At 70.3% G+C, this 22,070-nt stretch carries 21 protein-coding genes; 9 read left to right on the top strand and 12 right to left on the bottom strand.

Annotated elements, in window-relative coordinates; translation table 11 throughout:
* The first annotated feature begins 5 nt into the window (after positions 1–5).
* The 4 genes from VF632_RS10355 (at position 6) to VF632_RS10340 (ending at position 6,274) form a co-directional block, all read left to right on the top strand.
* Positions 6–695, top strand: coding sequence for a DsbA family oxidoreductase (locus VF632_RS10355; RefSeq protein WP_331022807.1), 690 nt, complete (start codon positions 6–8; stop codon positions 693–695).
* Positions 696–964: 269 nt separating this feature from the next.
* On the top strand, positions 965–4,078 hold the full coding sequence (locus VF632_RS10350; protein ID WP_331022806.1) for a SusC/RagA family TonB-linked outer membrane protein: 3,114 nt from the start codon (positions 965–967) through the stop codon (positions 4,076–4,078).
* Positions 4,079–4,107: 29 nt separating this feature from the next.
* Positions 4,108–5,589 (top strand): SusD/RagB family nutrient-binding outer membrane lipoprotein, encoded by a 1,482-nt coding sequence (locus VF632_RS10345; RefSeq protein WP_331022805.1) that lies wholly within the window; start codon positions 4,108–4,110, stop codon positions 5,587–5,589.
* Positions 5,590–5,704: 115 nt separating this feature from the next.
* Positions 5,705–6,274, top strand: a complete 570-nt coding sequence (locus VF632_RS10340; RefSeq protein WP_331022804.1) for a hypothetical protein — start codon at positions 5,705–5,707, stop codon at positions 6,272–6,274.
* 87 nt (positions 6,275–6,361) lie between these two features.
* Here the strand turns inward: VF632_RS10340 and VF632_RS10335 are convergent, their stop codons facing one another.
* The gene (locus VF632_RS10335; protein WP_331022803.1) at positions 6,362–6,700 is read right to left on the bottom strand and encodes a hypothetical protein; all 339 of its coding nucleotides are present in this window, start codon (positions 6,698–6,700) and stop codon (positions 6,362–6,364) included.
* Positions 6,701–7,092: 392 nt separating this feature from the next.
* Here VF632_RS10335 and VF632_RS10330 point away from each other — a divergent pair, with 392 nt between their 5' ends.
* On the top strand, positions 7,093–7,782 hold the full coding sequence (locus tag VF632_RS10330; protein WP_331022802.1) for a L,D-transpeptidase: 690 nt from the start codon (positions 7,093–7,095) through the stop codon (positions 7,780–7,782).
* A 110-nt stretch (positions 7,783–7,892) separates the two neighbouring features.
* On the opposite strand, the gene VF632_RS10325 is transcribed toward VF632_RS10330, so the two are convergent.
* From VF632_RS10325 to VF632_RS10305, 5 genes are all read right to left on the bottom strand, one after another.
* Entirely contained in the window at positions 7,893–9,584 is a 1,692-nt protein-coding gene (locus VF632_RS10325; RefSeq protein ID WP_331022801.1) for a dipeptidyl-peptidase 3 family protein, read from the bottom strand.
* 45 nt (positions 9,585–9,629) lie between these two features.
* Positions 9,630–9,863, bottom strand: a complete 234-nt coding sequence (locus VF632_RS10320) for a type II toxin-antitoxin system Phd/YefM family antitoxin (RefSeq protein WP_331022800.1) — start codon at positions 9,861–9,863, stop codon at positions 9,630–9,632.
* 43 nt (positions 9,864–9,906) lie between these two features.
* Positions 9,907–10,506 (bottom strand): DUF1003 domain-containing protein, encoded by a 600-nt coding sequence (locus VF632_RS10315; protein ID WP_331022799.1) that lies wholly within the window; start codon positions 10,504–10,506, stop codon positions 9,907–9,909.
* Positions 10,507–10,580: 74 nt separating this feature from the next.
* Positions 10,581–10,853 carry a hypothetical protein gene (locus VF632_RS10310; protein WP_331022798.1) on the bottom strand — a complete coding sequence of 91 codons (273 nt, stop codon included), beginning with the start codon at positions 10,851–10,853 and terminating at the stop codon, positions 10,581–10,583.
* Entirely contained in the window at positions 10,850–11,404 is a 555-nt protein-coding gene (locus VF632_RS10305) for a PepSY-associated TM helix domain-containing protein (protein ID WP_331022797.1), read from the bottom strand. Before VF632_RS10305 ends, VF632_RS10310 begins: the two co-directional genes overlap by 4 nt.
* A 134-nt stretch (positions 11,405–11,538) precedes the next feature.
* On the opposite strand from VF632_RS10305, the gene VF632_RS10300 reads away from it, so the two are divergent.
* The 4 genes from VF632_RS10300 (at position 11,539) to VF632_RS10285 (ending at position 17,881) form a co-directional block, all read left to right on the top strand.
* On the top strand, positions 11,539–14,793 hold the full coding sequence (locus VF632_RS10300) for a WD40/YVTN/BNR-like repeat-containing protein (RefSeq protein WP_331022796.1): 3,255 nt from the start codon (positions 11,539–11,541) through the stop codon (positions 14,791–14,793).
* 503 nt (positions 14,794–15,296) lie between these two features.
* Positions 15,297–16,991 (top strand): M28 family peptidase, encoded by a 1,695-nt coding sequence (locus VF632_RS10295; RefSeq protein ID WP_331022795.1) that lies wholly within the window; start codon positions 15,297–15,299, stop codon positions 16,989–16,991.
* 51 nt (positions 16,992–17,042) lie between these two features.
* Entirely contained in the window at positions 17,043–17,381 is a 339-nt protein-coding gene (locus VF632_RS10290) for a hypothetical protein (RefSeq protein WP_331022794.1), read from the top strand.
* Complete coding sequence (locus VF632_RS10285; RefSeq protein ID WP_331022793.1) at positions 17,378–17,881, top strand: GAF domain-containing protein; 504 nt, start codon at positions 17,378–17,380, stop codon at positions 17,879–17,881. The genes VF632_RS10290 and VF632_RS10285 overlap by 4 nt, the downstream gene beginning before the upstream one ends.
* Positions 17,882–17,957: 76 nt before the next feature.
* Here VF632_RS10285 and VF632_RS10280 read toward each other — a convergent pair whose 3' ends face one another.
* From VF632_RS10280 to VF632_RS10255, 6 genes are all read right to left on the bottom strand, one after another.
* Complete coding sequence (locus VF632_RS10280) at positions 17,958–18,482, bottom strand: phosphatase PAP2 family protein (protein WP_331022792.1); 525 nt, start codon at positions 18,480–18,482, stop codon at positions 17,958–17,960.
* A gap of 106 nt (positions 18,483–18,588) precedes the next feature.
* Positions 18,589–19,041 carry a hypothetical protein gene (locus VF632_RS10275; protein ID WP_331022791.1) on the bottom strand — a complete coding sequence of 151 codons (453 nt, stop codon included), beginning with the start codon at positions 19,039–19,041 and terminating at the stop codon, positions 18,589–18,591.
* 326 nt (positions 19,042–19,367) lie between these two features.
* Positions 19,368–19,556 carry a hypothetical protein gene (locus tag VF632_RS10270; RefSeq protein ID WP_331022790.1) on the bottom strand — a complete coding sequence of 63 codons (189 nt, stop codon included), beginning with the start codon at positions 19,554–19,556 and terminating at the stop codon, positions 19,368–19,370.
* A 40-nt stretch (positions 19,557–19,596) separates the two neighbouring features.
* Positions 19,597–20,121 (bottom strand): hypothetical protein, encoded by a 525-nt coding sequence (locus VF632_RS10265; RefSeq protein WP_331022789.1) that lies wholly within the window; start codon positions 20,119–20,121, stop codon positions 19,597–19,599.
* The gene (locus VF632_RS10260) at positions 20,091–21,158 is read right to left on the bottom strand and encodes a hypothetical protein (RefSeq protein ID WP_331022788.1); all 1,068 of its coding nucleotides are present in this window, start codon (positions 21,156–21,158) and stop codon (positions 20,091–20,093) included. The genes VF632_RS10265 and VF632_RS10260 overlap by 31 nt, the downstream gene beginning before the upstream one ends.
* A 124-nt stretch (positions 21,159–21,282) precedes the next feature.
* Positions 21,283–22,050 carry an SDR family oxidoreductase gene (locus VF632_RS10255; RefSeq protein WP_331022787.1) on the bottom strand — a complete coding sequence of 256 codons (768 nt, stop codon included), beginning with the start codon at positions 22,048–22,050 and terminating at the stop codon, positions 21,283–21,285.
* Positions 22,051–22,070: the final 20 nt, after the last annotated feature.

Raw genomic sequence — 22,070 nt, 5'->3', positions numbered from 1 at the left:
CCGCGATGAAGGTAGAGATCTATTCGGACGTGGCGTGCCCCTGGTGCTACATCGGCAAGCGGCGCTTCGAGCGCGCGCTGGCGGCGCTTCCCGGGGCCGACCAGGTGGAGGTCGTTTACCGGCCCTACCAGCTGAACCCCGACGCCCCCGCCACCGCGTTTCCGCTGCAGCAGTACCTGGCGCAGCGGTTCGGGCCGCAGGGCGCGCAGATGGCGCGGCAGGTGACGGAGACGGCGCGGGCCGAGGGCATCGTCATGGACTTCGATTCCGCGATGGCCGCAAACACCTTGGATGCACATCGGCTGCTTCGCCTGGCGGAGCGCGAATACGGCTCCGGCGTGCAGCAGGCGCTCAAGGAAAAGCTCCTGGAGGCGCACTTCGGCCAGGGCGCCGACATCGGTGACGCCGGCGTGCTGGAAACGCTGGCCGCCGGCACCGGGATGGACGGCGAGCGGGTGCGGGGCTACCTGGCAGGCGGCGAGGGCCGGCGGGAGGTCAAGGACGAGATCGCGCAGGCGCAGCGCCTGGGGATCACCGCCGTGCCCACCTTCGTCATCGACGGCCGCTACGCCGTTCAGGGCGCCCAGCCGGCCTCGGCGTTCCTGCAGGTGCTGGAGCAGGTGGCCGGCGAGGCGAAGGAATCCGGTGCAAGTGCCGGCGGCGAGCGCTGCGACGAGGGGAGCTGCGCGGCCTAGACACAAGACGGGCATTCCCTCCACGGGCCCCGGGGCTGGCGCAGCCCCGGGGCCCCTGCGTGCAGGCGCTCCCCAGGCGCCTTGACGGTTGCGATGTTGGGCTGCACCTGATTATGTTGGACGGTCCACCTCTTTAACGAGCGTTCGAACCGCGTTCCACACCTCTATCCACCCCCACTCCACCGAAAGGAGCTTCCGTCGTGCCTTACCCCGCGCGGCGCCTCGCCGCGCGAAACGTTTTTTCCACGTTGTCCAGGAGAATCCCTGAGATGAGAACCATTCGTTGGCTGCTGGCATTGGTGGCGCTGTGCGCCTCACCGATGCTCGCGCTTGCGCAGGACGCGACGACCGTGTCGGGGCGCGTCACCGACACCGACGGCGACCCGCAGGCCGGAGTCCTCGTGCGCATCGCCGATCTGAACGTCGGCACCACCTCCGGCCCCGACGGCTCGTACCGAATCACCATTCCGGGCTCCGCGGTGCGCGCGGGGCAGAGCGTTACCATCACCGCCACCCGCCAGGGCCTGTCCACGGTTTCGCGCAGCCTTACGCTTGCGCCCGGGGGCAACCTTACGCAGAACTTCCAGATGGCCTCGTCGGTCCTGGAGCTCGACGCGCTGGTGGTGACCGCGCTCGGCATCACCCGCGAGGAGCGGGCGGTCACGACCTCCACCGCCTCGCTCGACGCGTCGCAGCTCACCGACGCGCCTGAGACCAACATCGTCAACGCGCTGGCGGGCGAAGTGGCCGGCGTGCAGACCACCAACGCCGGCCCCGCCGGCGGCTCGGCCCGCATCATCATCCGCGGCGCCACGTCGCTCTCGGGCGACAACCAGCCGCTGTTCGTCATCGACGGCGTGCCCATCGACAACTCGTCGCCCACGCTCGACGGGTACGGCGGCTACGACTACGGCAACGCCGCGCAGGACATCAATCCCAACGACATCGCCAACGTCACGGTGCTGAAGGGCCCCAACGCCGCCGCCCTCTACGGGTCGCGCGCCGCCAACGGGGTGATCCTGATCACCACCAAGTCGGGCCGCGGCATCGACGGAACCCAGCTCAGCTACACCAGCAACGTCACCTGGGAAGACCCGCTTCGCCTGCCCTCGTACCAGAACCAGTACGGCCAGGGCTCCGGCGGCGAGTTCGAGTTCGTGGACGGCGCGGGCGCCGGCACGTTCGACGGCGTCGACGAGAGCTGGGGCCCGGCCTGCGATGGCCGCCCGATCACCCAGTTCTTCAGCAACGGAGCGCCGGCTCCCTTCGTCTGCCATCCGGACAACGTCTCGAACTTCTTCCGCACCGGCATGACGGTGCAGAACAACCTGGCCCTGGCGGCCGCCAGCGACCGCGCGAACGTGCGCCTGTCGATCGGCCACATGAACCAGGAGGCGATGTACCCGGGGCAGGAGCTGAGCCGCTACACCATCGGCCTGAACGGCGGCACCCAGATCAACAACCGCCTGCGCGCCGAGGCCTCGGCCAACTACGTCCGCGCCGAGGGCGCCAACCGCCCGGGCACCGGCTACTCGGCCACCAACCCCATGCAGCAGTTCACGTGGTTCGGCCGTACGGTGGACACCCGCCTCCTTCGCGACTTCATGAAGGATGGCGAGCACTACAACTGGAACTACAACTACCACACCAATCCGTACTGGCTGGCGCTGCACAACCGCAACGAGGACGACCGCAACCGGCTCATCGGCAACGTGTCGCTCAGCTACGGCCTCACCGACTGGCTGACGGCCACGGCCCGGACCGGCACCGACTGGTACCAGGACCACCGCAAGCGGATGTTCCACGCGGACAACATCAACTACCCGGACGACACGTTCGACGAAGACCTGATCACCCGCAGCGAGACGAACAGCGACGTGTTCGTGACCGCCGACCGCGACCTGAACAGCACCTTCTCGCTGGCGGCCACCGTGGGCGGCAACTACCGGTACTCCGCCGACGAGCTCAACCTCGTCACGGTCGACCGGCTGACCATTCCGGGGCTCTTCAAGGCCACCAACAACGCCTCGCCCGTCGAAGCGCAGAACCTGCTGTACCGCGTGGGCACCCGCTCGGTGTACGGCTCGGCCCAGCTGGGCTTCCGCGACCTCGCGTTCCTGGAAGTAACCGGGCGCAACGACTGGTCGTCGACGCTTCCCGAGGAGAACAACTCGTACTTCTACCCGTCGGTTTCCGGCAGCCTGATCGTGTCGGACGCGCTCGACCTTTCCCGCACCCCGGTGAACCTCTTCAAGGTGCGCGCGGGGTGGGCGCAGGTGGGCGACGACGCCGATCCGTATCAGCTGCAGGGCACCTTCCTGGCCGAGGACGCGTTCAGCGGCACGCCGGCCTACTCGATGGGCGACTTCATCCCCAACGCCGGCCTGATGCCCGAGCTCACCGAGGCGTGGGAAGTGGGCGCGGACCTGAAGCTCTTCGACAACCGGCTGGGCTTCGAAGCCACGTACTACGACCAGGTCACCCGCAACCAGATCCTGCGGGCCGACATTTCGGGCACCAGCGGCTTCCTGCAGCAGGCGGTGAACGCCGGCGCCATCTCCAACAAGGGCTTCGAGCTCCGCGCGACGGCCACCCCCATCAACGGGTCGAACGGCTTCCGCTGGTCGATGGCCGCCAACTACTCGCGCAACCGCAGCCAGGTCGAGAGCCTGTACGGCGACCTGACGACGTACCAGGTGGGTTCGTACTGGGGCGTGACCACCGAGGCGCGCGTGGGCGACCCGTACGGCTCGATGTACGGCGAGGGCTACAAGCGTGACGACGAGGGCCGGGTCGTGGTCGGCGAGGACGGCATTCCCCTGGAGGCCGACGACCGCGTGTACCTGGGCAACTACTCGCCCGACTGGCTGGGCTCGCTCACCAACACGTTCAGCTTCCGCGGCATGGAGCTGAGCTTCATGTTCGACACCCGCGTCGGCGGCGAGATCTTCTCGGTGACGAACATGTTCGGCAACTTCGCCGGCGTGCTCGACACCTCGCTCCCGGGCCGCGAGCAGGGCCCCTGCGAGCCGGGCTTCGTCTTCGACGGCGTAACCGAGTCCGGCGCCGAGAACACCACTCCGGTGTGCCCGGAGGATTTCTGGCTCATGATGTACTTCATGGACGAGCCGCACATCTACGACGCCAGCTACACCAAGCTGCGCGAGGCTCGCCTGAGCTTCAACGTTCCGCAGTCGCTGGTGTCGCGCACGCCGCTGGGCAAGGTGAACGTCGGCATCGTGGGCCGTAACCTGTGGCTGTGGACCAAGACGCCGCACATCGACCCGGAAACCGCGTTCGACGCCGGCAACTCGCAGGGCTTCGAATTCGGCCAGCTGCCGTCCGGCCGGAGCATCGGTCTGAACATCACCATCACGCCGTGACCGGCCCCCGACCCGAAAGAGCGAAGACCATGAAGAACTCGATCCTGGTCCGCCTCGCACCCATGCTCGCCCTGACCCTGGGCGCCGCGGCGTGCGACGGCCTGACCGACCTGAACGAAGATCCGAACGCCCCGACCGAGGTTCCCGCCAGGTTCCTGCTGACCGACGGCCAGCAGGACGCGGCGGACCGGCTGCTCGGGACCAGCTTCAACATCGATTACAGCTCGGTACTGGTGCAGCACCTGGCCCAGATCCAGTACGCCGAAGAAGACCTGTACCTGTACCGCTCCGCGGACACCGACCTCCTGTTCCGCGAGGCGTACTCCGGGTACCTGATGGACTTCCACACGGTCGCCCGGCTCGGCGAAGCCGAGGGCGAGCCCAACGTGCAGGCCGCCGGCCTCATCATGAAGTCGTGGGGCATGCAGAACCTGACCGACATGTGGGGCGACCTGCCGTACTCCGAGGCGTTCGGGGGGATCGAGGGCGGCGTGATCACGCCCAAGTACGACACCCAGGCGCAGATCTACGACAAGATGCTGGCGGACGTGACCGCGGCGGCCGCGATGATCAAGACGGGCGACAACCCGCTGGGTGCCCAGGACCTGATCTACGGCGGCAACGGGGCGAAGTGGCAGAAGTTCGCCAACTCGCTGCGGCTGCGCATGGCCATGCGCATGGCGGACGCGAACCCCACCAAGGCCCGCACCGAGTTCGTGGCGGCACTGGCCGGACCGGGCGGCGTGTTCACGTCGTCGGCCGACAACGCGCAGATCTGCTACACCTCGACCACCCGCAACCCGTGGTTCACCTACTGGCAGAGCCGGCCCGGTGACTACCGCGTGGGCCGTGTGCTGGTCGACACCCTGAAGTCGCTTTCGGATCCGCGGCTTTCCGCGTTCGCGCAGCCGATCACCGCCACGAAGACGTACGGCGGCCGGACGCTCGCCGCGGGCGAGATGTACTACGAGGGGCTGCCGGCCGGGCTGGCCGCGAACAACTACGGCTTCACCCAGGTTTCGCAGCCGGGCGCGGCGCTTCTGGCCCAGACCGCCTGCCTGCCGGTGCTGACGTACGAGGAGGTGCTCTTCCTGCGGGCCGAAGCCGCGGCTCGCGGCTTCACCGCCGACAACGCCCAGGCGATGTACCAGGCGGCGGTCACCGCGTCGATGGTCCGCTGGGGTGGCACCGAGGCCGAGGCCCAGGCCTACCTGGCCCAGCCCCGCGTGATGTGGAACGCCGCCAACTGGCGCCCGCTCATCGGCCTGCAGAAGTGGATCGCGCTGTACGGGCAGGGGCTCGAGGCGTACGCCGAAGTGCGGCGCCTGGACAACCCGGTGCTCCGTCCGGGGCCGGACGCCGTGCTGCAGAACAGCATCCCCGCCCGGTACCCGTATCCGTTCTCGGAGGAGACGTTCAACGCCACGAACCTGCAGGAGGCGATGACGCGCCAGGGCATCACGGGCGCGAGCACCGCCCAGACCGCCAAGGTGTGGTGGGACAAGAGCTGATGTGACCGGCCGGCCGGGGGCTTCCGCCAGGAAGTCCCCGCGCCGAGTCTTTCTCCAGGGGCGCGCGCGGTTTCGCGCGCGCCCTTCTACCTTCCCCCCCGAAGGGAGTGATCCCATGCGCATTCTCGCGTTGTCCGCGCTGCTCCTGGCCGGCTGCGGCCCGGCGGCATCCAATGGACGGACCGTAACCGTGGAGTCGGCCGCTCCCGTAACGACGCGCGTTACCACCCAGGGCGGCGACTTCAGCATTTCGACCAATACCGAGATCCGCGTCTCGTCGCAGACGGTCGCGCTGCCGCTGGAGGCGGCCTGGGGGGCGCTGCCGGCCGTGTACCGCGAGCTGGGAATCCGCGGCGAGGTCCTGGACACCAACGGCCGCCTGTTCGGGGTTCGGTCGCAAACCGAGAGCGGCCGGCTGGCCGGCGTGCGTATGTCGACGTACTTCGACTGCGGCAGCGGGGCCGGCGGGCTGCCGATCGCGAATACCTACCGGGTGGAGTTCGCCGCCGTCAGCCACGTTCGGGCGGTGGGTGACCGCAGCGAGGTTTCGAGCTCGGTTTCGGCCGAGGCGACATCGCAGACGGTAAGCGGGCCTTCCACCCGGTGCAGGACCACCGGCGAGCTGGAAAAGCGCATCGCCGAGCTCGTGGGCCAGCGTGCCGCGGCCGGCTCCGGCGGGCGGTAGAGCGCCTGGCACGTACGTAGAATCGCCGCCCGGCCGTGATGGCCGGGCGGCGGTTTCCGTTTTGGTGGCGGCGGTTGCCGGAAGGCGTCAGCGTCCCGCGGTTTCGCCGGACCCCACGAGGAACACCAGGATGAGGCCGTCCGCCGAGTTCACGTACCCCGGACGGCTGGTGACGCCGGAGGGGTAGATCTCTACCCGGCTCACGTCCACCGCGAGAAAATCGCTGAGGACGCAGGTGTTGGTGGCGTGCATCCCGTTGACGTAGATGCTGGGAGTCGCCGCGCCGTGGAACCGCTTCTTTCCCCGCATGGTGATCTCCGGGCAGCCCTGCGTTTCCCGGATTTCCATGGGGCCCGCGGCGGACTGCATGACGCTGAGCAGCGTTCCGGCGCGACGGGTGAGCTGCGCCTCCTCGATGACCATCATTCGGCGGGAGTGGGCCTCCGGCCGGCCGGCGTCCCTCCCGGACGCGTTGTGGGCACAACCTTGGAGCAGCGGGAACGCGACGAGGCAGCCGAACAACGTTCTGAACCTCATGGTACCACCTCCTCATCCGGGGACAGGGGCGACGCCCGGGCTTCACCGGCACTTCGCGGGCCAGGGCGGGCGGTTTTGCAATGTGCGTTCGGCGCGGGGCCCGGGGCAAGCTTCATGTTCGGCGGGCAGTCGGGCGGCGAAACTGGACCGGGGCGGCCGACGTATGGATTGCGGGTGACGGGCGCGGGATGGGTCAAATGACCGGCGCGCGTCCGCCCCTGGTGCCGCAGCTTTGGGGCACGACACGCGGCACCACGCACCCTGATCCGGAAGCCGAAACCATGTTCTCCATTCGCCGGGCCGTCCCCGGGCTGCTGATTTCGCTGCTGGCCACCGCCCCCGCCCGCGCGCAGGGGCCCATGGACATCGTGGTCAACATTCCCGCGGGCCGGCTGGAGGTGTTCCAGGGCGGGGAGCGCATCCGCTCGTATCCCGTGTCGGTGGGTACGCCGCGGCACGCCACGCCCACGGGCGAGGCCGCGATCCGGCGGATGGTGTGGAACCCGTCGTGGACCCCGCCCGACGCGGCATGGGCGCGCGACGAGCGGCCGGCGGCGCCCGGATGGAGCAACCCGATGGGGCGGGTGAAGATCCACCTGTTCCGCGACTACTACGTGCACGGCACGCCGGCGCGCAACGAGCACGCGCTGGGCCGGCCGGCCTCGCACGGGTGCATTCGCATGCGCAACGCCGACGTGATGGAGCTGGCGCGCCTGGTGCTGCGGGCCGACGGGGCGCCGGTAAGCGACGCGGCCGTGCAGCGCCTGGCCGACAACCCGCGCCAGACGCGCGAGATCACCCTCTCAGGGCGCGTTCGCGTGCGCATCGAGTACCGGCTGAACGAGGTGCGGGGCGGCGCGCTGACCCTGCACCCCGACGTGTACCGCCGCGGCGGCGGGCTGCCGCCCCTGCTTCCCGTGCCGCCCGTTGCCGGTGCGCGCGCCGAGGAACGCGTCGCGCTGATGCGCTGACGGAAGAGCATCACGCAGAGGGCGCAGAGAAAACGGAGAGGACGCAGAGGGAAAGATATTCTCCTCTGCGTCCTCTCTTTTCACCTCTGCGCCCCCTGCGTGATGCTTTTTTACCGCAGGCCCAAGACGTCGGTGCCCTGTTCGAAGACCACGTCCACCGGGATCCCAGCCGTGGCCAGGCGGTCCAGGTCGGACTGCAGCTCGGGGCCGATCTGCCCGTAGCGCGCCATGAAGGCCTGCACGCCCGCGTAGTCGCCGTCGCCCTGGAAGCGCAGGATCTGCTCCGAGAGCGCGTTCATCGCCTGGCGCATGCGTACCGGGTCTACGCGGTAGGTGCCCGTGGCCGCGTCGCGCGAGAACGCGCCGCGCTCCTTGAAGTAGTTGAAGCGCGCCACGTTGGCCCGCCCGTGCGCGCTGGCCGCGCCGAAGCGCACCGAGCGGAAGATGCTGGCCAGGAAGGTGGTGTAGCTGTCCATGGCGTCGCCCTGCAGCTCGCCCATCTCCTGCAGCTGCACCTGCATGTACAGCCCCAGCACGTCGGCCTTCCCCTCCTCGAGCGCGCTGGCCTGCTCCTTCAGCGCCTCGCGCACGGTGCCGCGGCCATCGATGGTGTTCTTGATCCCCAGGCCGTGCGCCACCTCGTGGAACATGGTGTTCCCGAAGAAGGCGTCGAAGGTGATGTGCCGCCGCTGGTCCGGCGCGATCAGCATGGTGGCGATGGGCACCAGGATGCGGTCGAACTTGGCGCGCATGGCGTTCTTCAGCTGAAGCCGCCGCGTGCCCTTCTGCAGCTGCACCTGCTCGTCGTTGGGCAGGTTGATGGCGATGGTCTTGGAGCCCGCGTTGGCCTCGCCCGCGTAGTACAGCACGTCGTACGCGTTCAGGTCGCTGTCGGTGCCCGGGGTTTCGCGCTTGTACGCATCGGGTACGGGAAGGCCCCGCTGCAGGGCCGGCAGCAGCGCGGCGTAGCGCGACAGCCGCTGGCTCCACTCCAGGTCCTTCACCAGCACGTACGCTTCGTACGAGGCCTTGTATCCGTACAGCGCGTCCTCGTACGTCTCGATGGGCCCGATCACCACGTCGAGCGTGTTGTTCTTCATGTCGAGCCAGGCCAGGTCGCTGGGCTGGTAGTCGTCCGTCAGCAGCGCGGCGGCGCGAAGCTCCAGGTAGCGCCGGAAGCCCGGGTCCTCGGCCAGGGCGGCGGCCTGCCGCAGCCGGGCCGCCGCGCGCTCCATGTTCGGCCGGAACGCCCGGCTGTAGGGCACCGCCGTCAGCCGCCCGCCCGGGTCGCGCCGCACCAGCGTGTACAGCCCGCGCAGCGAGTCGGCGCGGGCGCCGCCCCCCGCCACGGCCGCCTCGAACTGCTCCTTGGTCATGTCGGCCGGATACACGTTGGCGCCCTCGGGCTTGGGGCCCACGCCGCCCAGGAACGGCGCGTTCCCCGCCAGCCGGTCCCACGGCCCGTAGTTGATCTCCACGTACCGCCGCACCCGCGGGTCCTGGATGCTGGCCACCAGCGAGTCCAGGTTGCCGTACGTCTGCTGGCGCCACACGGCGTCCATCTCTCGCGCCGCGTCGATCAGCAGCGGAATGATCTGCCGGTCGCGCGCGCTCAGCGGCAGGTCCGTCGTCAGGCGCACCGACGTGTACTGCGCCAGCTTGCGGTCGATGGAATCGGCGGCGGGGGCTGCAGGCTGGGTGGTGGCTACCGGCGCCGTCGTCTGCGGGGTCTGCACCGCCGCGGGCGCGCAGGCCGCGACGGCCATCAGCGCCAGCGCGGCGGATGTTCTACGAATGGGCATTGGAGTCCTCGTCTCAGTGAAATTCAGCCGTGGGCACATGCTTGCCTACTGCTCCCAGCGGTCCAGCACGTGGGCGGGAAGGGGATCGAAGAACGCATCCGGCACGACAACCTCGCCCTCCAACGACCCTCGCTGACGCCGCCCAGCGGACGTCCGGACCGGAACCAGCTTCACGACTGGCCCGTCGTTCCGCCCGATCACGATCTCCTCACCCGCGCACGCCAGATCGATCAACCGCGAGAGGTTCGCTTCTGCGGCATGAATGCTCACGATTCGCATGCTTGCTCCCGGGTAGTTAGCGAATCGACGAGGCTCGGTCAACCTAGCCGCCGCCGTGATTCTGCTCGTGGCGCGGCTGGCCGTCGCGGCCGAAGTTGTCGGCGTTTTCCTCGATCTTGTCCAGCACCGCCTCGGGGTGCACGTCCCGGGCAAGCTCGTGCAGCTCCGGGTCGGCCGCCTCTTCGATCCCCAGCTTTTCCGCCATCCGATGGACCAGCGCCAGCATCCGCGAGATCTCGTGCTCGGCCAGCAGGCTCACCTGCAGGTCCAGGTCGGCGCGCTGGTCGGCCAGCTCGGCCATGCGGTTCTGGCTGATCAGCACGAAGGTGGAAAGGAAGATGGCTTCTACCGAGGCCACCATCGCCAGGATGACGAACGACGGGTCGAACCGCGGCAGCCCCGGCACCAGCCCCACGTTCACCACGATCCACGTGCCGAACAGCAGCAGGTGGATGTACACGAACCGCATGCTGCCGGTAAAGCCCGTGATGCGGTCGGCTACCCGTTCCGAGGTGCTCTTGCGCCGGTCTTCGGCGGCGCGGCGGGCCACCAGCGCCCGCACGTTGCGGTCTACCACCCGCGCCAGGCCGCGCTGCCGTTCCAGACGCGCGGCCGCGTCGTCCTGCCCTTCCTGATCCACCATCCGATTGCCTCTCGTTCGCGGGTTTCCGGGCCGCGGGGGAGGGCAAATCGCGAACCAGCTCTGGATTCAGGGCTTCACCGCCCCCGGCCCGCCGCCGCGCCGGCCGCGGCGCCGAGGAGGGCTCCCGCGACCATCGACCAGTGCACCGCGACGGCGCGCCATCCGTCCGTCCACAGCACCGGGGGATAGTGGACGGCGGCGAGCGTGGCGATGATCCCGAGGGAATGCCCGATCGTGGCGCCCCAGAACACGGCCCGCGCCCCCGGCGCGCGCCGGCGCAGGCGGTGGCCCAGCCACAGCAGCGCGACGGGAGCGAGGAAGAGGCCCGCCAGCAGTCCCCAGATCATCCGCGGCTCCGGGGATAGAGCCAGAGCCAGTAGCCGCTGATCACCAGGATGGCCAGCGCCACGGCGGCCAGGTCGCTCAGCAGGATTCCCTGCTCGCCGAAGATCTCTCCCGAGTGCAGCTTTTCCAGGAACACGTCGTTGCGCTCGCCCGCGTGCAGCACCCGCCCGGTCACCAGGTCCAGCGTCACCTCGTGCACGGCGCGGTCGTCGAATCGCACCTTCACGAAGCCGTCGCCCGGCCGCACGTCCATGCGGTCGATGCCCGCCGCCGCCACCTGTGCGGGAACGGCGCCTTCCGCGCGGCGCGCCAGCTCGGCGATGGGCAGCGAGGCGGGGAGCTCGCCGGCCTTCGGGTTCTGCACGTTGGGCATCAGCCCCAGCGGGCGCTTGTGGTTCAGCAGCACGCCGGTGACGCAGATGATCAGCACGATGCCCGTGGTGGCGACGCCCAGCCACAGGTGCGAGTAGAACATCCACCGTGCCCACCCTCGCCTGCCCCCTTTCGGCCGGGGCTCGGCGGGCCCCGTCCTCACCGTCTTCGTCGTTTGCATCCGCGATGTTCCACTGAACGAGTATACGGAATACACCCCGTGCGCGATGGCAAGAAAGCTGCGGCGGCGCGGGCATCCCCCGGCGCCGCGCCGGGGTGCCTTCTCCGCAGTCCGGCACCGAACCCCCTGGATCCATGCACCGACTTCGCAGTGCAGTCGTCGCGCTCGCCCTGCTGGCCGCCCCCGAGCTCGCCGCGCAGGTGGAGCGCAACACGCCGCCCCCCACCGACACCGTGCGGTATCGCGGAGTGGCGTGGCGCAACCTGGGCCCCAACCGCGGCGGCCGCTCCATCGCCGTGGCGGGCAGCACCGCCCGGCCGCTGGAATACTACTTCGGCGCCACGGGCGGCGGCCTGTGGAAGACCACCGACGCCGGCACCACCTGGACCCCCGTCACCGACGGAAAGCTGGGCAGCAGCAGCGTCGGCGCGGTAGAAGTGTGCCAGCAGAACCCCGACGTGGTGTACCTGGGCACGGGCGAGACGCAGCTGCGTGGCAACATCCAGGCGGGCGACGGCGTGTACAGGAGCACCGACGCCGGCAAGACGTGGACGCACGTGGGTCTGCGCGAGTCGCGCAACATCGGCCGCATCCGCATCCATCCCACCAACTGCGACATCGCGTACGCGGCGGCGTTCGGCCACTACAGCGGGCCCAACGCCGAGCGCGGCATCTTCCGCACGGTCGACGGCGGGCAGACCTGGACGCGCGTGCTGCACCGCGACGAGCGCACGGGCGGCGTCGACATCTCCATCGACGTGCAGAACCCCAACGTCGTCTACGCCGCGCTCTGGGAAGCGTGGCGCAACCAGTGGGGAATGTCCAGCGGCGGCCCCGGGAGCGGCCTGTTCCGCAGCGACGACGGCGGCGCCAACTGGACGGAGCTCACCCGCATGCCCGGCATGCCGCGCGAGGGGCTCGTCGGCAAGATCGGTGTCTCCGTCTCCCCGGCGGACCCCACCCGCGTGTACGCCATCGTGGAGCACGACTCGGGCGGCGTGTTCCGCTCCGACGACCGGGGCGCCACCTGGGAGCGGGTGAACACCGAGCGCAAGCTGCGGCAGCGGGCGTTCTACTACACCCGCCTGCTGGCCGATCCCAAGGACAAGGACCGCGTGTACGTGATGAACGTGGGCTTCTTCCGCTCGGACGATGGCGGCAAGACGTTCCCCACCACCATCCGCACGCCGCACAGCGACAACCACGACCTGTGGATTGCCGCCGACGACAACCAGCGGATGGTGCAGGGCAACGACGGCGGCGGCAACGTCAGCGTCAATGGCGGCAAGACGTGGACGGAGCAGGACTATCCCACGGCGCAGATCTACCGCATCGCCCTGACCGGGCACCAGCCTGCGATGGCGTGCGGCGGCCAGCAGGACAACAGCACCGTCTGCGTGCCCATCCGCGGATGGAACCACCTGAACGCCGGGGGGCGCAACTTCTTCGCGGCGGGCGGGTGCGAGTCCGGGTACGTGGCCCCGCATCCCACGAACACCAACGTCTACTACGCCGGGTGCTACGGCGGCTCGCTGGACCGCTTCGACCAATCCACCGGGGCCAGCCGCCCCGTGAACGTGTGGCCCGAGAACCCCATGGGCCAGTCGGCGTCGGACCTGCGCGAGCGGGTGCAGTGGACGTTTCCCATCGTCTTCGACCCGCACGATCCCAACACGCTGTACACCGGCACGCAGCACGTGTGGCGGACGACCAACGAGGGGCAGAGCTGGCAGCGCATTTCGCCGGACCTCACCCGGGCAGACCCGGCCACGCTGGGGCCCTCGGGCGGGCCCATCACCCGGGACCAGACGGGCGTAGAGACGTACGCCACCGTCTTCACCATCGGCCCCAGCGCCCGCGAGCGCGGGGTGATCTGGACGGGCTCGGACGACGGCAAGGCGTACGTGACCCGCGACGGCGGTGCGACGTGGACCGACGTGACGCCGGCCGCGCTGCCGGAGCAGACCAAGATCCACACGATGGAGCCCTCGCCGCACCGGGCGGGAACGGCGTACCTGGCGGGCAACCGCTTTCTGCTGGGCGACTTCCGCCCGTACCTGTTCCGTACCGACGACTACGGGCGGACGTGGACGTCCATCGCCAGCAACCTTCCCGAGGGCGACTTCCTGCGCTCCGTGCGCGAGGACCCGTCGCGCCCCGGGCTGCTGTACGCCGCCACGGAGCGGGGGATCTGGGTGTCGTGGAACGACGGCCGCGAGTGGGAGTCGCTGCGGCTGAACCTGCCAGTCGTGCAGGTGTCGGACATCGCGGTGCGCGGACCGGACATCGTGATCAGCACGCACGGCCGCTCGTTCTACGCTCTGGACGGCGGGGCGCACCTGCTCCGCCAGATGAACGACGTGCCGGCGCAGGCGTCCACCCCGCCGGCCCGGCGCACGGCGGCGGCAGGGCAGGCGGGAACGCGGCTCTTCCGCCCGGCGGAGGCCATTCTGGGCGTGGACCGCGGCGTGACCGTCTACTACTCGCTGGCCCAGCCGGCGCGCCGGGTGACGCTGGACTTCCTGGATGCGCAGGGGCGGGTGATCCGCTCGTACACCCACGACACGCGGCCGGACTCGGCGCGCCGGGCGGGCGCGGCGGGCGGCGCGGGCGAGGACGACGAGCAGCCGCGCGCGCAGCGGTTCGCGCCGAACCAGGTGGGGATGAACCGCTTCACGTGGAACCTTCGGCATCCCGGGCCCACCTCGTTCCCGGGGATGATCCTGTGGGCCGCCGACACGGCGACGGGGCCGCGGGTAGTGCCGGGCACCTACTCCGTGCGGCTGACGGCGGATGGCCGCGAGCTGCGCCAGGACTTCGCCGTGCGGACGGACCCGCGCCTTCCCGGCGTGTCGCTGGCGGACCTGCAGCGCCGCTTCGACTTCGCCATGCAGATCCGCAACCGGGTGAGCGAGGCCAACGACGCCGTGCTGCTGATCCGCGGGGTGCGCCAGCAGGTGCAGGACCGGCTGGGCCGCACGCAGGACGCGGGGGTGAAGACGGCGGGCGAGGCGCTGCTGGCGCGCACGGCCGAGGTCGAGGAGCGGCTGTACCAGGTGCGCAACCAGAGCAACCAGGACCCGCTGAACTACCCGATCCGGCTGAACAACAAGCTGGCGGCGCTGATGAGCCACGTGGAAGAGGCCGACGCCGCGCCCACGGCGCAGTCGTACGAGGTGTTCACGGCGCTGTCGGCGCAGCTGGACCGCGAGCTTTCGGCGCTGAACCAGGTGTGGGCGCAGGATCTGGAGGCATTCAACCGCCTGCTGCGCGCCAAGCGCCTTCCGCCGGTATCCCGCACGCCGCTGCGCGTGGAGGAAGGCGCCGCCGGGACATCGAGGACCGGCGGCGACGAGGAAGAGGAGGAAGGAGAAGCACGGCGCTGGTGACGGGCGCCCCTCCCCCGGCCCCTCCCCGCACGGTGCTGCTGTGCGGAGAGGGGAGACGGCGATCGGGGTTCGACCACCTTACTCGCATGCCGCGGCCGCCCCCCTCTCCCGGCCTCTCCCCCATAAACCCCATGGGGGAGAGGAGATTCGACTGCGCTTCCGGCTGGACCGACGCACTCGACTGGCACCCTTCCCCCGCGCAGTTTGCGGGGGAAGGGCTGAGGATGGGGGGCGCCTGCCCGAGCACCAGGCCTCCCGAAGCGCAACCAACCACGCGTGCAGTCCGCGAAGGCGGACTTCGTGCAGTCGGAGCCGCGACTTCAGTCGCCCCAGCAGGGCCGAGGCCTCCGGATTGGTGACCGCTGCCGCGCCCGGCTGGTACGTATCCGCGGCTGGATCCTTCGGCCCGCGTGGGTTGGTGTTCGGGCAGCTGCGGTGCGCATGGGCCTCAGGATGACAAGGTGTGGCGCGGCAAAGACTTACACTCTCTCCCGAGGACGTGGATGAAGGCACGGACGTACGGATTCGGCGCACTGATCCTCCTGGCCAGCGCGGGATGCTCCGTCGCGCCGGCTACGCAGCGTATGGCGGACATCGCGTCCCCCGCCGCCGAAGCGGCCGAAGCGGCCGCGGCGGGGATCAGCGGCGAGATGCTGCTGCGTGACATCCGCGAGCTGGCGTCGGACCGGTTCCTGGGGCGCGCGGTGGCGACCGCGGGCGAGGACTCCACCATCAACTACATCGCCCGGCGCTTCCGCGAGATGGGGCTGGAGCCAGGCATGCCCGGCGGAAGCTACCTGCAGCGCGTTCCCCTGGTGGCCACCACGTCACGGGTGGAGGCACGGGTGCAGGCCGGCGGACGCTCCATCCCGTGGCGGCAGCTGGACGACATAGTCACCTGGTCGCTCCGCCCCGACTCGCTGGTGAGGGTGGACGATGCCGAGGTGGTGTTCGTGGGCTATGGCGTGGTGGCGCCCGAGCTGGGCTGGGACGACTTCAAGGGCGTGGACGTGCGCGGCAAGACGCTGGTGATGCTGGTCGGCGATCCGCCCGTTCCCGACCCACGCGACACCACACGGCTCGATCCCCAGGTGTTCCGCGGCCCCGCGATGACGTACTACGGCCGCTGGACCTACAAGTACGACATCGCCGCCGAGCGCGGCGCCGCCGCCGTTCTCCTGGTGCACCAGACCGGGCCCGCCGGCTACCCGTGGAGCGTGGTGCAGGGCAACGTGCGCGAGCGCTTCGAGGTGGAGGGCGCCCGGCCGCACGTGCCGGTGGAAGGATGGATCCAGCTGGAGGCCGCGCGAAGCCTGTTCGGCGCGGGGGGCCACGACTTCGCCGCGCTGGAGCGGGCGGCCCGGACGCGCGAGTTCCGCCCCGTCGCGCTCGGCGCGCGGGCCAGTTTTCACGTGCGCAACACCGTCCGCCGCGTGGCCTCGCACAACGTGGTGGCGCGCATCCCTGGCTCCGATCCGCAGGTGCGCGGGCAGGGCGTGCTGTTCACCTCGCACTGGGACAGCTTCGGCATCGGCCGGGCGATCGGCGGCGACTCCATCTACAACGGCGCGCTGGACGATGCGACGGGCGTGGCGTGGATGCTGTCGCTGGCCAACGCCTACAAGTCGATGAACCCCGCGCCGCGCCGGTCGCTGGTGTTCGTCGCCTTCACGGCCGAGGAGGCGGGGCTGCTGGGCGCGCGCTACTACGCATCGCATCCCGTGATTCCGCTGGACAGCACGCTGGCAGACATCAACATGGACGCGATGAACCCGTGGGGGCGCACGCGGTCGCTCGTGAGCCTGGGCTACGGGCAGACCACGCTGGAGAACCTGCTGGCCCGGTACGCCGCGCGGCAGGGGCGCACGGTGGTGCCGGATCCGGAGCCGGAGAAGGGCTACTTCTATCGCGCGGACCACCTGGAGCTGGCGCGCGGCGGCGTTCCCGCGCTCTCGTTCCTCTTTCCCGGGACCGACTACGTGCACCCGGACCCGGGGTACGGCGAGCGCGTGCGCGGCGCCTACATCCGCGACGACTACCACAAGCCCAGCGACGAGGTGAAGGCCGACTGGGACATGGCGGGAATCGTCGACGACACGCAGCTTACCTTTTGGGTGGGGCTGGATGTGGCGAACGGGCGCGAATGGCCCACGTGGATGCCGGGCTCGGAGTTCCGCGCGGTTCGCGAATCGCGGTAGGATGAATCCGCACGAAGCCGTCGCACCGTACACGGAGTGTGGATGCCGCCCATGACCAGTTTCCCGGGTTCCCCAACGATGCTCGCGCCCGACCGTCCTCCGCCCCTGCAGGGGTACAAGCTTCAGCAGCCCACCGAGTCCGACGCGGTGGCGGCCCTTCACCGCGTGTTCGGCGCCGAGCGCGCCGCCGAGCGGTGGGGCACGGCCTGCCGCGCCGCGGGGCTGGTTCCCGGGATGGTGTTCGGGGCGCCGCTGCTGGAGCAGGTGGTGAAGGCCCTTGCCACGCAGGGCGGTGCGACCGCCACGGTGGCCCGTTCCATCGAGATCCGCATGCGCACCTACGCACGGCTCGCCAGCCAGGCCACGCTCATGGCCGGAGGACAGCGATGATCCCCGATCCGCTCTTCGACGAGCAGCGCCTCCAGGAGATCCACGACCTGGACCTGCTCTCGTCCGACGTAGACCCCATCCTGCAGGACGTAGCCGCCGAGGCCGCGTCGCGCCTGGGGCTGCCCGTGTCGCTGATCAGCGTGGTGCTCGACGAGGCGCTGCACGTGGCGGGAATGCACGGGCCGGAGGGGCTGTGGCTGGCCGAAACGCGCGGGCACCCGGTGGAATGGTCGTTCTGCGCCACCTCGGTGCGCACCCGCGACGCCTTCGTGGTGGAGAACGCGGAGACGCACCCCGACCATCACGACAACCCGCTGGTCACGCAGGACGGCGTGCGGTGCTACGCGGGCGTTCCGCTGATCTCGTCGCGCGGGTTCGTGCTGGGCAACCTGTGCGTGGTGGGGCTGGAGCAGCGCTCGTTCAGCGAGGGAGACGTGGGCGTGCTCCGCGAGCTGGCGGACCAGGCCGTCCGCCGCATCGAGGCGCGCCGCATCGGCTGAGGCACCGCTCAGGGGAGACGAGCACGCCCGCCCGGCGACCTGCCGGGCGGGCGTGTTGCGCGTCCAGTCATGTTCCTCAGCCCAGAAGCGCGGCACCCGCCATGTGGCCCAGGAGGGCGAGCGCCCAGCCGGCCACCACGTCGCCGGGATAGTGGACGCCCAGGTAGCACCGGGAGATCCCGACCACCAGCGCGAGGGCCACCAGTGCCACGCCCACCGATGGGGAGACGATGGAGAGCAGCCCCAGCGCCACGGAAAGCGAGGCAGCCGCGTGGCCGGAAGGAAAGCTGAACCGGTCGGGTGCGTGCACCAGCGCGCTGCACCCCACGGGCATGGAGGGCCGCGCCCGCGAGACGGTGCGCTTGAGCACCTGCACGCCCACGTGCGAAAGGACGAGCGCCCACGCAGCCAGGGCGCCCCCCGCGCGCACCGCGGCATCGGGGGCCAGCAGCAGCGCCAGCGCCAGCGCGATGGTGGCCCACGCGTCCCCGGCGTGCGTGAGCACACGCATGGCGGTGTCCAGGGGCCGGCGGCGGCGGAGAACCAGGGCGTGAAGCGCCCGTTCGTCGTGCGAGTGAAGCCTGATGATCCACGCGGTCATCGATTCCTCTCCGGGTTCTGGTACGGAGGTGAATCTGGGCGCCTGGGGCAACGGGCAAGGCACCCGCGCGTAACGGCGGCGCACCGGGTCGCCCGCGGTTCGGCGTCTAGCGGTGGCTCCACAGGTACAGGGCGGCCGCAATGGGGGTGAACACCCAGTAGTCGCGCGGCATGATCCACACCCACGTGGGCGCGTGCCACCAGATGTGCTGCCGCCGGAACTTCCGCAGGCCGAAGGCGGGGTTCATCACGAACCACAGGAAGTCTTCCGCCACCCAGAACAGGATCAGCCAAGCCACGATGCGCGCCTCGCCCTTCCACGTAGGCGCCGCGAAGCCCAGCGCGAACGGCAGGTGAACCACCAGGGTGACGAAGACGTGCACGTAGAAGTGGTAGCCGGTCAGCGGGCGGGCGCTGAAGAACAGGCGCGTCCAGCGGTTCTCCACGCGCCAGGTGGGCAGGGCGGCGGCCCACCCCGCCGTTCCCTCGATCTGAATTTCCAGCTGCGCGAACGCGGCCCCCGCCGCCAGGACCATCGCGAAAAAAGACAGGTGCTCCAACGGCGCGTCTCCTGTTCGTCCAAAAAGGTGGGCACGGACGTGTGAGGAACGGGACCACAAGTCCACGAGGCAGCACGAACTCCCCTGGGCCGTAGCCTTCATGCAGGACAAAGGCGTGCCATCGTATCCGTTTCGGCGGGCACCGGGCATCAGCCCGCCGTCCAGGGCCACGTACTGGCCCGTGGCCGGAGTCATGATCGGACGGGCGGCGGGGCGGAGCACGACGTGTGCTCCGCCCCGCGTTTTCGTCAGCATGGCGTACGGCAGGCCGCCGCGACGGCGGCGGGGGAAGCGGATGCGCGGCCTGCCGTACCCCCGTCAGCGGCTCAGCAGCAGGCTCCGTTGGAGGGGTTGCACTTCCCGCCGCAGTACCCGCCGCTCCCGTCCACCCAGTATTGCAGCTCCGAACCCTCGCCCTCGACGGCGTACGCGCGGTCCGCGGCCCAACCGATGCCGCCCAGCAGCCCTGCAGCCGCCACGATGATCCAGCGTGCCCGCTTCAGCTTGGAGATCATTGGGTATCCTGGTCACGAGTAGTGAAAAAGAACCTCACGGTCATTGCGCTTCCCCCGTCCCGCCCTGCCCCGCCAATGCTTCCCGCAGCGCCGGACGGATGCCCGCCAGGCGCCCCGCCACGCGCGACTCCGAGTCGCCCGCAAAAAAGATCCGTTCGATCCTGCCGTCCTTCAGCAGGTACATCGCCGGCGTTCGCGCCGCTCCGAACCGGTCGCGATAGGCCGACCTGTCCAGGAAGGCCAGCTCGGCCTTCACCCGCTCGCGGCGGAAGAACGCCGGAACCCACCCCTGGTGCGTCGCCCCCACGGCCACCGCGACCACGGCCACCTCCGGATGCGACGCCTGCACCCGCCGCAGCTCGGCCGCCGGGGCGGCGCAGGTCAGGTAGTCCTCGGTCCGGAACACCCAGGCGATCACCGGCTGCCCGGGTTTTCCGGCCGCGATCGGAAACGTGTCGCCGGGTACCGGGGCGGCCCGCGCCCGGCCCGTGACCGCCACCGTCGCCAGCGCGGCCAGGGCCAGGCCGGTGGCGATCAGCGCGGCCTTAGTTGCGCGACGGCCCATACGCTGGGCACCTCCGAGGCAGGATGGACGAAATGGAGCAAACCGCTCTCCGGATCGGTGGCCAGCAGCTGCGGCGTGTCTCGCAGTTCGAAGAGCCGCCGGCCGCCGGCCGACATGCGCAGCAGCCGCCAGTGGATGGCCGGGCCGTCCCGGTCCTGGTACTGGATCAGCCAGCCGCCGTCAGCCGTCCGGAATGCGTGCGAGGCGAGCGAAAAGGTGCTGAGCCAGGCGTGCGTCTGCTCGCGCGTGGGCCGCCGCGGCATGTTGGCGGGTGGAGAGCGGAAATGCTGAAAGGGGATGGCGATCCGGCCCAGCGGCACACCCGTGGGAGAGAACAGCGAAAGGGTGTCGCTGAGCGAGTGCACGAGGGCGATGGTGTCGCCGTACACGGTGGCGTCGGCGAAGCCCGCCGTCATGGAGCTTCCGCGGGCCATCCCGGGCGAGCCGGGGTCGGGATGGAAGCGACGGAGCACGCGCCCCGTGCGGGGATGGAACACGTGCAGCAGCGGACCGGCCTTGTCACGGCCCCGGCCCACCAGCAGGAGCAGGGAGTCGCCGACGACCTCGGCGTCGTACAGCGGCATGACTCCGGTCTGCCAGGTGCGCAGCAGGCGCGCCCCCGACGAGTCGTAGAGCGCCAGCTTCCCCGAAATGTCGACGGCGGCGATTTCGCGCGACGAAAGCCGCAGCGCCGCCACCAGCCCGTCGAACTCGCCGGGTCCCTTTCCCCGTGCGCCGAACTGGCCCCGCAGCCGCCCGGCCGGGTCGTACAGCCGGCCCTGCGCTTCGCGGCGGTCGGCCACCAGGAACCCGCCCCCCGGATCGTGGTGAAGCACGGGCGCCACGGTGATCACCGTTTCGCTTTCCTGCAGCCGGATTTCCGGCCCCCAGCGTACCACCTCGTCCAGCGTGCGCGTGGGCCACGCCTGGGGGCCGGCCTCGGCCTCGGAACACGCGGCCATGCCGCCGACCAGCAGCGCCGCGGCCCAGTGGCGGGCGGGGTTCCTCCTGGGCGGGTAGGTCGGGAGGGGTTGCACGCGGGCCAGGTGGGGGGAGGGGGACGCGCGATCAGAGCGTGTCCCATACGTAAGTTCCCTCCCCGGGGGCCGTCAATAGCGGGATCTTCACGTCCTGAAAGGGGCGGCGGCGCAGCCCTCTGCGTCAGGGCATGGTCAGGCCGCCGTCCAGGGCCACGTACTGCCCCGTGGCGAAGCCCATCAGGTCCGACGCCAGCGCCACGACCGCGCGGCCAATGTCGTGCGGCTCGCCCAGGCGGCGCAGGGGCGTGGCGCCGCGCACGATCTCCTGCACCTCGGGCGTGGTGGGCTCCGACGCCGCCGTGGTCATGATCAGCCCGCCGGCGATCATGTTCACCGTGACGTTCTCCGGCCCCAGCTCCGCCGCCAGGTTGCGGCTGAAGCCCAGCAGGGCGCTCTTGGCCGTGGTGTAGGCGTGGTACTGCACCACGGGATGGGTGATCAGGTTGGTGAGGATGTTCACGATGCGCCCGCCGCCGCGCGATCGGAAGTGGGGAAGCACGGCCTGGCAGGTGTTCACGGCGGCGCGCACCGTGCCGTCGATCTGCTCCTGGAAGCCGCCCCACTCCATCATCTCGAAGCGCGGGTTGGCGACGGGATCGAAGCGATAGTTGAAAAGCGCGTTGTTGACGAGCACGTCCACGCCGCCGAACGCCTCCGCCAGCCGGTCCGCCATCGCCCGCACGGCCGCCGGATCGCGCACGTCGGCCGCCAGCGCCACGGCCCGGCCGCCCGCGCCTTGGATGGACGACACCACCTCGGCCGCCGCGCCGGGGCTCTGGAAGTAGTTGACGCCCACGGCGGCCCCGTGCGCCGCCATCTCCTGCGCGATCGCCGCGCCAATCCCCCGCGAGGCGCCGGTCACCAGCGCCACCTTTCCGTTCAGCAGCATTCCGTCGATCTCCCTTGGCA

It is taken from the genome of Longimicrobium sp. (genome assembly GCF_036388275.1).
GTDB lineage: Bacteria > Gemmatimonadota > Gemmatimonadetes > Longimicrobiales > Longimicrobiaceae > Longimicrobium.
Note: the sequence above shows the minus strand (reverse complement) of the source record. Positions and strands in the feature narration are given on the sequence as shown.